This is a genomic window from Paraglaciecola sp., from assembly GCF_039964565.1.
Taxonomy (GTDB): Bacteria; Pseudomonadota; Gammaproteobacteria; order Enterobacterales; family Alteromonadaceae; genus Paraglaciecola.
This window is the reverse complement of the sequence record NZ_JBDVXF010000035.1, coordinates 35022-47185: the sequence shown is the minus strand read 5'-3', so window position 1 is coordinate 47185 and position 12164 is coordinate 35022. Positions and strand designations below refer to the sequence as shown.

General features: G+C 40.4%; 11 protein-coding genes. 4 read left to right on the top strand and 7 right to left on the bottom strand.

The window, feature by feature from the left end; all coding sequences use genetic code 11:
* Positions 1-252: 252 nt before the first annotated feature.
* Complete coding sequence (locus tag ABJK37_RS16445; protein ID WP_348356262.1) at positions 253-660, bottom strand: hypothetical protein; 408 nt, start codon at positions 658-660, stop codon at positions 253-255.
* A gap of 509 nt (positions 661-1169) precedes the next feature.
* Between ABJK37_RS16445 and ABJK37_RS16440 the strand changes: the two genes are divergently transcribed.
* The 3 genes from ABJK37_RS16440 to ABJK37_RS16430 are packed head-to-tail and all read left to right on the top strand — an operon-like array spanning position 1170 to position 4353.
* Positions 1170-2597 (top strand): alpha/beta fold hydrolase, encoded by a 1428-nt coding sequence (locus tag ABJK37_RS16440; protein ID WP_348356260.1) that lies wholly within the window; start codon positions 1170-1172, stop codon positions 2595-2597.
* Complete coding sequence (locus ABJK37_RS16435; protein WP_348356258.1) at positions 2594-3637, top strand: histidine kinase; 1044 nt, start codon at positions 2594-2596, stop codon at positions 3635-3637. Before ABJK37_RS16440 ends, ABJK37_RS16435 begins: the two co-directional genes overlap by 4 nt.
* Positions 3622-4353, top strand: a complete 732-nt coding sequence (locus tag ABJK37_RS16430; protein WP_348356256.1) for a LytTR family DNA-binding domain-containing protein — start codon at positions 3622-3624, stop codon at positions 4351-4353. Before ABJK37_RS16435 ends, ABJK37_RS16430 begins: the two co-directional genes overlap by 16 nt.
* A 229-nt stretch (positions 4354-4582) precedes the next feature.
* Here the strand turns inward: ABJK37_RS16430 and ABJK37_RS16425 are convergent, their stop codons facing one another.
* The 4 genes from ABJK37_RS16425 to ABJK37_RS16410 all read right to left on the bottom strand — a co-directional run bounded on the left by ABJK37_RS16425 (position 4583) and on the right by ABJK37_RS16410 (position 8213).
* On the bottom strand, positions 4583-5797 hold the full coding sequence (locus ABJK37_RS16425) for a nucleoside phosphatase (protein WP_348356254.1): 1215 nt from the start codon (positions 5795-5797) through the stop codon (positions 4583-4585).
* 170 nt (positions 5798-5967) lie between these two features.
* Positions 5968-6861, bottom strand: coding sequence for a DMT family transporter (locus ABJK37_RS16420; protein WP_348356252.1), 894 nt, complete (start codon positions 6859-6861; stop codon positions 5968-5970).
* Positions 6862-7145: 284 nt separating this feature from the next.
* Entirely contained in the window at positions 7146-7538 is a 393-nt protein-coding gene (locus tag ABJK37_RS16415; RefSeq protein WP_348356250.1) for a hypothetical protein, read from the bottom strand.
* 249 nt (positions 7539-7787) lie between these two features.
* Complete coding sequence (locus ABJK37_RS16410; protein ID WP_348356248.1) at positions 7788-8213, bottom strand: PaaI family thioesterase; 426 nt, start codon at positions 8211-8213, stop codon at positions 7788-7790.
* 200 nt (positions 8214-8413) lie between these two features.
* On the opposite strand from ABJK37_RS16410, the gene ABJK37_RS16405 reads away from it, so the two are divergent.
* The gene (locus ABJK37_RS16405) at positions 8414-10321 is read left to right on the top strand and encodes a S9 family peptidase (RefSeq protein ID WP_348356246.1); all 1908 of its coding nucleotides are present in this window, start codon (positions 8414-8416) and stop codon (positions 10319-10321) included.
* Positions 10322-10408: 87 nt separating this feature from the next.
* Here the strand turns inward: ABJK37_RS16405 and ABJK37_RS16400 are convergent, their stop codons facing one another.
* Positions 10409-11305: a fatty acid desaturase family protein gene (locus ABJK37_RS16400; protein WP_348356244.1), complete on the bottom strand. Its 897-nt coding sequence runs from the start codon at positions 11303-11305 to the stop codon at positions 10409-10411.
* Positions 11306-12133, bottom strand: coding sequence for a transcriptional regulator (locus ABJK37_RS16395; protein ID WP_348356242.1), 828 nt, complete (start codon positions 12131-12133; stop codon positions 11306-11308).
* Positions 12134-12164 lie beyond the last annotated feature (31 nt).

The window sequence follows — 12164 nt, the reverse complement described above, 5'->3', positions numbered from 1 at the left end:
AAATGGTGTGATGTCGCTTTAGCCGCGGATCCTATAATCAATTGTCGCCAGAGCAAAGCTAAATTCTGAGTGACTAAAAAAGACTGCTGTGTGGATATAAAGATGGTCCTTTGGAATAGCAGTCTTTAGGGCAAGGAAAAGGCAATTCCTTCCCATCTATATTTGTTAGCGATAATTCACTGCTATTGTTGTTTAAAAAGGGATTTAGAACAATTTGAACTAACTTTATGATTCGAAGATAAGCCTAAGAAACTATGACGCGGTTTCGGTAAAAATAGATAAAATTGGAAACTTATTCTCTCCAAACGACACAGTGATAGATTGGGTTTCTTTACCTCGAAAACTGACTTTAAACTCCAGTGGAGTAGAGCGGTTGCCATCTGCGAATAAAGCCATTAAATGATGATGTTCTAATACTCTGCTCCCGCTTGACGTATTGTTAAGGGTCATAACTGCCCAGCGCTCCCCTTCCTCATTACTCATGACTATGTAATTAAACAATTCAAAGTCACTTAATTTGGGCTTAATGTTTTTATCGTTTGGAAAAGCAAGTTCAATACTGTTGGTTACTACTCTATCCACCGTTAACCTGTTTGTTTCTTTTGCTTGGGTTGTGGACATTGAAAATAGAATAATTAACGAGATATAAACTTTGTACATAATCTGGTTCCTTGTGAAAAGCGCCTAAATTGGGTGTTACTTAAACGTAAGAGCTGTTGTACTTGTGACGATGACAAAGTCTAAAAGAGGTTACTTAAACGCTAACTGAACAGTGTCGAACTTTAAGAGTGCAGATATCATTATATCTGTCATTGGCACACACAAACCCAAGCCCAAGTTTTGTTGTCCAAACAAAGATTACCTGCAAGGAGTTAAATACAGTTGGGAGAGCCTTTGTTATGGGGATGATTCATATTACACTGTGATAAGGTGGCCAAAAAACGTACGGCCGTACTTCTGGAAAGCTTGGATGTTTTTTTAACATGATATGCAATGGAGTATGTGAAGTGAAAAAGGTCATGGGTTTTTGGCGTTGATTGGTTTAGTTTTAATGGTTGCTCCGTAGGCTTTAAATACCGTTTACATGATTAATCTACCGCTTATATAAAAATTCAACTGAGATTTATTGAGTGTTTTAAGTTAGAGCCACTTAATCAAGGGGACACAACATGAAACGCTACTTACACACTATTACTGCTACTTTGTTAACTAGTTGCATCGCACTTGCCAGTCATGCAGGGCCTATAGGTTCTGAGTCACAAGCAACGACTAAGTCCGATACGACTTCATATACTAAACCCAAGGTTGATGAACAAAAGTTCGTAGGCCATTGGCAAGGTATACTGACAATCAGTAAGCAGAAAAATATCGAATTTGTTTTCAACATTGGACAATCACCCAAAGGCTTGGTCGCGTCTTTAGATGTGCCAGCACAAAACCAGTTCGGACTCGATTTTGATAAAGTCAATCTTGAAGGTAACAAGCTAACATTAGTTTTAACTGCCGCTGGTATTCAATACCATGGGGAGCTGACTGATGGTGAGATTAAAGGCGAATATCAACAAGGAGGGTTTAAAGCCCCTGTCATATTAACAAAAACAAACACTGCTGCAGCACGCAAACCTAAACCCCAAGATCCTATTGCTACACCTGATTACGAAGTGGAGCAGGTACTATTTAAAAACGAACAACAAGGGCACAGCTTGGCCGGAACGTTGTCGATTCCAAATGGACCCACTAAATATAGCGTTATTATACTATCTGGTTCTGGCCCAACAGAACGAGATGGCGACGCTTTTGGTCATAAAATTTACGCAGTTTTAGCTGATTTATTAGTCAAAAATGGCATCGCAGTACTGAGGTTCGATGACAGAGGAGTAGGCGAATCGGGGGGTGAATATACTAAGGCCACGAGTGCAGATTTTGCTCGTGACGCAGAAGCTGCTTTGACATTTATGCGATCGCATCAACGGATAGCTAATAGTAAGGTCGGCTATGTGGGTCATAGCGAAGGTAGCCTAATTGCTGCAATTGCTTTGGCAAACAATACTGATACCAGTGCAGATTTTTTCGTATCTTTAGCGGGGCCGAGCACTTCTGGTGCTCAGATTTTAATTGATCAGTCGTATCTTATTCAAAAAGTACGGGGAATGGATAGCGAGCAACTTGAAAAAGATGATCAGCAACAACGAAAAATTATCGAAGCAGTCAGTAACAACGCGCCACAACAGAAAATTAAGCAGTTGTTAGCGGACAGTGGCATGTCACCCACACAAATTGACGGGCAGTTAGCGCAATTAAACTCTCCGTGGATGCAGTATTTTATTAAAACTGATCCTAAAACGTTTCTGCGTAAGGTAAACGTAGCTACATTGGCCATAAGTGGTGGCAAGGATTTACAAGTGCCTACGCAACAGAATATTGATGGTTTTATTCAATCTATTGATAAACAGTGGTTAACCTATAAAATTTATCCAAGTTTGAATCATTTATTGCAACCAGCGGACACAGGTTTACCTGCTGAATATGCAACTATTGAAACCACTATGTCGCCCAAAGTAGTCAAGGATATTTACCATTGGTTAGAGCAATTATGAGAACACCGTCAACCTTTTGGTTGGTGCAAATAGGTGTTTGGGGCAGCTTAACACTGCTCAACTTATCTGTACGTGGTTACTTTAACCACTATAAATTAGGCGAGTTGGTTAACTCTTTGAGTTTGTTTGTTTCACTGATGATTGCCAGTGGCATGTTACGTCGTTTTTACCGTGATAGAGGCACTGGTTCGTTACCCAAAGGCATAGGGCAAGCGCTATTAGGCAGTGCCCTTGCATCACTGGTAGCGGTAGTGATTATCGGCTTAGTATTGTTACCAAACCAAGAATTTTTATTCGGTGAAGTGAGTAATGTAGCCCTAATACAATTGTTAGCGTCATACCCAAATGTATTCTTATTTTTACTGTGTTGGTCTGCGGTATATCTACTTCTTAAACGTCAAAAGGCATTAAAACTGGCGTTTACCAGAGAAGCAGATCTAAAAGAGCAGCTAGCGGCTAGCCAAATGGAGTTGTTGTTAAATCAGCTCAATCCACACTTTATGTTTAATGCCATCAATAATATTAGGGCACTAATTTTAGAAGATACCAATAAAGCCAGGGATAGTTTAGCGCAGCTTTCAGATGTTTTAAGAGTGACCTTACAAACCAAGCAAGACAAACTTTGGCCGCTAAGCCAAGAGATCGAATTAACCAAGAGTTTTATCGAGTTAAATATGTTGCAGTTTGAGCGACGTTTAGTGGTGAACTGGCATTTAACGGGGATTCAATTAGACCATTATCGGGTGCCATGCTTATCGTTACAATTGTTAGTCGAAAATGCGATTAAACATGGCATCAGTAATAATTCAGAGGGTGGTACCATTACTATCAAAATTGATGCTGATAAGCGCTTAACTCTTGAGGTGTCTAATCCGGGCACTATTACCGCCAATACAAACTCAACTCGACTTGGCATTACGAATATTCAACAGCGACTACATTTATTGTTTCAGGAGAATGTACATTTTTCATTAACTGAAAACAAGCAAATGGTTACAGCAAAAATAATAATAGAGGAGCCACAATGTTTCGCGCAATGATTGTTGAAGATTCTAGGTTAGGGCGTTTAGAATTGAAATCTCAATTAGCTAATATTAACCATATTGAACTGGTGGCCGAAGCTGAAAACTTGGCTAGTGCTCGTGAATATTTGCAACAACACCGAGTTGATGTGCTATTTCTGGATATTAATTTGCCAGACGGTAATGGCTTTGAATTGCTCACCGAATTAATGCCAGCACCGCAGGTTATATTTACTACCGCTTTTGAGCAATATGCCTTAGAAGCCTTTGATAATAATGCGGTAGATTATTTATTAAAACCTATTACTCAAGACCGTTTGGCGAAAGCCTGTGAACGTTTATCCAATGTTTTGGCTACCACGCATACTCCTCACGAATCTGAGTCTGCTGATGAATTAATGACTATGGAACAACGTTTTTTTGTTAAAGACGGAACCAAATGTTGGCTAATTCCGCTAGAACAAGTCGAGCGTTTCGAGTCTATGGGAAATTACACGCAAGTGCATTTCGATAACCAACATCCTATGCTGAATAAAACTTTGGCACACATTGAAAAACGTCTACCTGACGCACATTTTTTTCGCGTGAGTCGCAGTTATATTGTGCAATTAGACAAAATTAATGCAGTACAGCCTTGTAGTTCTGGTGGGTTAGAACTCACCATGGCAAGTGGTGCGAAAGTTGAGGTTTCCCGTCGCCAAACTAGCTTATTCAAAGGGCGCTTTGCCTTATAAATAACGGGCAATGAGTTTTTCATTCGCTCGCTTAACTACATCAAAAATAGGTCTAGTAGAATGATTAATCGAAATTAGCGAGTCAAAATCCTACCAAGTTAAGAGAAGCGTCTTAAATTCGCTACAGCGTTCACTCTATGTCACCGCAACAAGCGAACCTGGAAAATTAGCAACGAGCAAACTAACGGTGGCTGAGTTTATATTTAATGGCTAGGTATGAAGTCACTGGTTAATGAATTAAACACCCCTTTGCTGCCCAGCGGCAAACCGGCGCCTTTTTTATAGGGGCAAGACAATTTTCAGTTTCACAAACCACAGCGCCACGGGTCCAACTCACGTCATTTTTATCCGCTTCTTTGGGCATGATACTAAGCGTCTGCAAGTATTTATTCAGATAGATAGGCGTAAAACAAGCGGTTGCGGGGTGATAGCAAGTATCACTTTGGTTGATACAGCAACTTTCAATGTCAGTCTCTTTGGTGTAATTAAACGCGCCAGTCAACGACCATTGCGGAATGTCTTTTTGAAACAGTGGTAGGGTATTAGTCGTGCCTCTGGTACCTGTAGAGTCATAATTGTATGGGTCTCGGATCGCCGTTTTTGAGCCATTCGCAGTTATCAAAATATCGTCAGCGCACTTGGCTTCAGCCCAATCGTCGTGAGTAGAACCTATTCCAAACGCACAGTTAGCAGGGATTGTGTTGGCGTAAGGTAGCGACAAACTATGAGGGGCTTCGTCTTGACCCAACCCTAGATAAGAATAGCTATATATCTGAATCGGTTTTCCACTTAAATTAATGGTATTGACCGCATCGTTAGCAGGATCACAGTCTGCACATGGAAAGGTGATTTGCGACGATGCTCCCCCCATTTCGACGATACCAAAATCGTTGCTAGGGTACTCATCTTTCAGACTTAACCATGCAAACAGCCCTTCTTCGAATCCTGTGATAGTCCGCGTTTCTACCATCACGTTTTCGCCAACTTTGGCAACCAATTTAGGTTGTAAACTTTGCCACAAAACCAGGCTGTCACCTGCATTTTCTTGTTCAGCAATGCGCATACCACCAGTGGCGTATACTTTTGCCGAAACTAGGTTACATTGTGAACGCCAATCAAACCCGGTCCATTTTTGCCGAGAGTCATCAAACGAGCCATCAGTTTTGATTAAATCTAAGGTGGCAACGACTTGGTCGGTAACGTATTCGATATCTGTTGATGTTTTCCCGTTTAGGCGACGCACTGGGTCAGCAAGAGCTGCGACCTTGGGACCAACATGTTCGATAAGTTGGGTGTTGTTTTGTTCGTAAACATATAAACGAGTCCCAGAACTACCCGCGTCGAACAGGATATAACAAGCATTCTTGGGGGTAACTAGGTTGGAATGTGTACAACTATTTATGGTCAAAATACTGAAAAATAACAGCGCTATCTTATTCATCATGTTGGTTAAAATGGTCCTTCATGTTCTGAAAAAATCCTTTCACTAGTTTCTCGGTTGGTGCCATAGATTACATGCGGATTGCGCCAATTTAAAGGTTATTGGGTTGTGATTTAACGCTATATCAACAATAAAACCGCTGCGATTTTCAGGTTTCGACTTTGCCGTAACATTCATCGACTACGAGAGTATTTGCTATTTAGTAAGGTATAAAGACCACTGGCGACAATAATAACAATGCCAAGCAATGTTAAATTATCAGGCCTTTCGCCAAATATAGTCGCGCCGATAATCAGAGCGAATACTATTCGGGTATACCTAAATGGGGCAACAACAGACACGTCACCGTTACGCATCGCTATTGTTAGCCAATAGTAAGCAATAACGCCAAAAATTGTTGCCGCCAAAATTAGCAGTGTTGATAGGATATCTGGCCATACAAAACCTTGATTTGTTAACTCGTTGCCAACAGAGCCAATATTAAACAGCAACATAAATAGGCCGGTTGGGATGAGTATAAAAAAGCCATAAATTCCCAATTGTAAATTAGATAGAACAGGCGAAGCGGCGCGTGTTGCTAGGTCTCTTCCGGCAAAGCCTAGCATTCCAATAACTGCCAATAGTGACGATATTTCGAAACTCTCTAGGCCCGGCCTTATGATCACTAACACTCCGGTAAACCCTATTGCTATAGCGCTCCAACGTTGCCAACTTACTCGTTCTCCCAAGAATAAAGCGGCTCCCATCACAACCACCAAAGGTGTGGCTTGCAATATCGCAGACGCGCTGGATATAGGGGTATACACAATAGCTAAGGTATAAAATAACCGTCCAATTACCTCAAAGAATATTCGAATCAGGACTGGCCAAGAAATGATTTTTGGATGAAAAACAACTTGTCTGCGTCGCAGTGTCATGACAATAAAAGCAAGTGTCCCTCCAATACCAAAGAACAATAAAATTTCGCCTACCGGCACTAAACCAGCGGTTGCTTTTATAAACATATCTTCTAGTGAAAACGCTGCCATCGCCAACACCATAAACAAACTACTGCGCAAATTGCTCACATCTACTTCCAATTAGAAAATTACGACCATTAAGTTATTCAGTGCGCATAGAGTTTTCGATTCTAGAGAAGAGTTTAGATTTGAAAAATCACTGAGATAGGTTGGATATTATGTCATAACCCCTACGGATTAAATTGAAGTTTATGTCTGTTTAAATGTTATTGGTGTTTTTCTCGCTGAGCTTTGTCGTATCTATGACAAAGTTAAACACAAAAAAAGTAATGAACTCGCCGCTACAGTTTTGGTAAATTTTAAACATGACCTCGAAGTTTACTCAGAGTTGATTATTCCATGAAAGGAGTTGAAGAGTTGATTTCGGACTCGCCTATAGATTTTTGAACCTCAGTTAAGATTAATGTGTTCTGATCTTCCCATTGATTCTTCATCCTAAATGTAGGCAGTCTCAGGGCATAACTAAACCCTGCTTTCCAAACATCTACGAGTAAGTTATTTTCAAAACCAGGCATATCATCGATACTGACATTTTGTAGACAGTCTTCATATCCAAGATGGAATACCCGATAAATAACCGACATAGCTTTACCAGCACTGACCAAAGTCATACCTTTCAATTGCGCGTAAAGCTGTGTTGCGTAATCACGCTCTTGCGCCAATATCGCATTGTAAATTTCATCAAGAGTCAGTTTAACAGGCTGTGAAATGAAGGAGTCAGGCATCTGTTCCACCGTGTATAAGCATAAATAATTTAACTGTAATTATATACAGTAATTGTGGGCAATCAATCTACTTGATGCGCTTATTTCATTCACGTTAGGAAATTGTTTGTTATTAGCGCCCCCTGTCCAATCGTTTTATTGTCGATTTAAATAACTTAAAAGCAGATGAGGCGTGTGTTTTGTCAAAGGGCACGCCTACTCAGTGCGATGTCCCTTACCGTTTAAGTTAAGGTTCGGCTAAGTCGAAGTTTATTGTTTAGGTTGTCGTATTATTTTAGCTACCGAACTTGCGGTAGCGGTGAGTATGTTATCCTCGTTATAAATTCGGCCTTCCATAAATGCCGTTTTATAGCTTTGTTTTATTACCCAACCCTCAACGCGAAGTGTTCCGGCACGTGTTACTTCTAAATATGAGGTTTTTATTTCTAAAGAAGAGACATTGATAATTTGGTGATCGCCGATAAAAACTGCATGACTCATAGCTGCATCAAGCATAGCGGTAATAAATCCCCCTTGAACAACATCTACTGAATGACAAAAATCTTTGCTGATATTGAACTCAAAAATACAAGCCGTTTTGTCCATATCAATATCGATTACATGACCTCCTAACATCTTAAGAAACGCTGGAGCGCGGTTGTTGATTTGCTCAATTATTGTTGTTTTGTTTGTCATAAAATTACTTATTCTTATTTAAGGTCGTGAGCAGAATAATGCCGATTTCTTCTCTATGCAACCGGAGCGCAATAGTAGTTAAAAAGCTAGTTTTTTGAATAAGTTGTTGTTTGTCTTTTACAAGGAAAAATCAGAATTCAGGTTGAGTTTTGTATTCGGTAGGGTAAATTACCTACTTGGATTTAATTATAAGGAATTCGATGTTTAAATTACTGTCCCTACTTACCATTTTACTTAGTTTTAGCCATGCTCAGGCGAATCAAAAATGGACTGCATATGCGCAACTGCCGATAGTTGAACAACCTAAAATTTCTCCAGACGGTAGTAAAATAGCGTTAATTTATAACACCCCAGAAGGGCCAACTGTTAGCGTAACAGAATTCGGTAAGACAGAATTTGACATATTAGCTTCACTAAAACTTGGCCGCGATAGGGTTGATTCTATTAGTTGGTCTGGCAATAAATACATCATCGTTTCTGCTAGTTCGCCACAGTGGTACAACGGTGAACATTATCGAGTAAGCCGATTATATGCTTTTGATGTAGTTAACAAAGAAGGGATTCCGCTAACAAGTCGCCGGTTTACCTCTGAGAGTTGGTATGAGTACATTACCTTTCGTTTAGTGTCTTTGCTTAAGCATGATGAAGAGCACATCTTAGTATCAACCTATGATAAATACGACGAAGGCTACGCTGTTTTCAAAGTGGAATTGAGTAGCGGGAAATATAAGAAAATTCAGAATAATAAACATAACATCAATAGTTGGAGCGCAGATGTAAATGGAGTTATTAGGTTAGGAGATGCCTACGATAAAAAAGACAATAAGGTCACTCGCACAATTTGGTATCGAGATAAAGCTGAAAGTGAGTTAATCAAATTGCACACTAGAGTTGTAGGAATAGGCGAGACGTTCAATGTCATTGGGCTTACTAAGGAAGGTGATAAGGCGTATATATTATCTGACAGAGAAACAAAGCGCGAGTCAGTTTGGTTGTACGATATTGTATCTGGAGAGTACGAGTCAATGGTATATGGTCACCCTGATTATGATGTCGCTGGGGGGCTACGAAATAGTGAGGGTGAGTTAATTGGTATTTATTACAGCGATGATTTTTCCAAAAAGCATTATTTTAACCCCGAAGACGCAGTGATTGAGCAGAACATTGGCAAACTACTAAAAGCAGAACATGTGACTATTGTTAGTAGAAGTGCCGATAAAACACGTATTTTAGCCGTGAAAGAAAGTGATAATCAGCCAGCACTTTATGTGCATTTTGATTTTGCTAACAAAAAAGGTGGGGCTTGGGTATCAGAGTATCCATATTTGAGTAAGGCTAAGTTTCCACATGTTGAAAACTATTCATTTACTGCGTCCGATGGTCAAGTCTTGACGGGTTATGTGACATTCCCTGAAAACACCAAAAAACCGCCGCTAATTGTTTATCCCCATGGCGGGCCTCATAGCCGTGACTATAAATATTTCAATCCTCAAATTCAGTATTTAGTTTCATTGGGATACGCGGTTTTACAAGTTAACTTCAGAGGTTCTGAAGGTTTTGGCTCAGAGTTTGAAGCGGCGGGTTATTTTCAGTGGGGAAAACGTATGCAACAAGACGTTTATGAGGCGATGGACTGGATGATTAGCACGAATCGAGTGTCACAAAACAAGGCGTGCATTGTGGGAGCCAGTTACGGTGGTTATGTCGCATTAACTGCAAGCTTTCAACAGCCCAAAAGGTTCGACTGCATCGTCAGTATTGCAGGCATATCTGATGTGAAAACAATGGTACAAGACGATGATACCTTTGGCTTCTATACAGGCCATATTGTTGATATAGACGATGAAAAGGATGTTGATCAGTTGGATGAAGTTTCAGCCATTAATTACATTGAACAAATCAAAGCGCCAATATTGCTTATTCATGGCAGTAAAGATACACGGGTCGATCGTGAACAGTCCGAAGATTTTTACGATAGTGCCAAGCGTAAGGTAGACGTGAAATATGTGGAAATAAAAAACGGTACACATTTCTTTGATGATAATCAAAGTCAGCAAACGCTTTACAGCGAGTTGACTAGATTTTTGGAAGCCAATTTACAACCCTAACGTCAAAAAATAGTACAGCTAAAAAGGGCCAAAAGAGACCATTTTTAGCTGGATACGGCAATATTGTTGGTTGTTAAATCCTAAGCATTAAACAATCACACCGCGTAACATGGCGATATATCCTGAAGGCAGCGGTGTGTTGTTATAAGCATTTTTGGCTACTAGCCATTTATGCATTTGGCGCAAATTATAGGGTGGTACTGATGGTAATAAATGATGCTCAATGTGGTAATTCACGTAAACCGGACAAACTACAATTCTTTCCCACCAACTTGCGAGTGTGGTGCGGGTATTTTCAAACATATCTTTGCTTAGTGGATTAGGCACTGCGGCATGCTCACCCACATGGCGAATACGCAAAAACAAAAAATAAGTGGTGTTGTAAGCCAGAAACCAAACCCAATACAACCATGGGACATTAAGCAAATAACAGCCCAAAAACATCATTAAATTGACTGCTAAACCTCTGCACAAAGCAATATTTGAAATCATGCTTTTGTTGGCTTGTAATCTGGTTTTTAGTATATAAAGCCAATACTTGAGCGCGGTTAGACCAAGTAGATCTCGCAATATTTTACGTAACAGTGATGGTTTAGTGATCGGGTAACCCGAGTAGTTTCCTAAATCGGGATCCTTAGCAGTGCCTACATCTTTGTGATGGATACTGTGTTGACGCGAATAAGTCTGCATATCAGAAAATACAGGCGCTGCCGCCAGCCAGGTACCAACAAACTGATTGAGTTGAGTGGATTTAAATAGACTGTTATGCCCGCAGTCATGCATTAAAATCGCAAAACTGAGTTGTCGGCCACCAATAATTAACACCGCTAAAATGATAGTAACAACGTTTGGCCAAATCGCTACTAAGGTCATCGCTGCGATTACCCATGCCCAGCAGCTTGCTATTAACCAAGTGGCGCGCAGGTTATTTCTCGTCATCAATTCACGAATTTCTTGTCTGCTGAGAATGTCATGGGCTTTCATTTATTTTCCCTCTTTTTGATTGAGGTTAAGTGTTGCTGAATCGCCTAAAAACTGGGTCCATATTTTATGACCACGGGCGTCATATTCACACATTGCATGGCGCAGTTCTTCGCGCTTAGGGGTGCAGAACATCTCATCAGGGAGCAATGGATCTTTAACCAACAAATTAATGGTTTCGCCACCAATAATGAAACTTTCTCGAAGCGCATCTTCCAATTGCATTTTATCAATCCGCGCTTTGCTTTTTGCTAATTTGACCAGTTGCCTTTCGTAGGTAAATTGTAAGTCATCTGTATTCCATAGGGTACTTTCCCAAATAAACTGCTCGGGATAGGGAATGTCTGACGCCTTGAATAATAAAGCGTCTCTTTCGAGCCCTACGGCCCGATATAAATCTCGTAAATCATTCAAAGCAGGAAGTAAGTTATTTGGACGGATCCAAACTTTGTTTTTAGCCTTGCGAAACCCAAAAAATCGCAAGGTAGTTTGGCTTAGTGTGCGCATTGCTCGGTCTGGATTACTGGGTAGCAAAACCATTAGCCAGTCATCGGTATGCCATTTTCCCCTTCGTAAATCTCCGAGTCGCCACTGCTCAATGAAGTCACTAAGTAAGTCTGTTTGAGAACTCATCCGGTAGCCACCACAACCATCGGATTCTAATTTTCCGGCACTAAGAAGACGTGTCAGTGCAACCCTAATAGTGCTAGCTTTAAAGTCGAATAACTCGCCTACTGTAATCAATTTTGACGAAGGGCAATAACGCCCTCGGGTTTGCCGCAACACATTAAGAATCATGGACTTAGGGGTAAGTTGACGTTTTAAGCGCATAATCTAATCCAAACGTGAAAGGGATATTCAG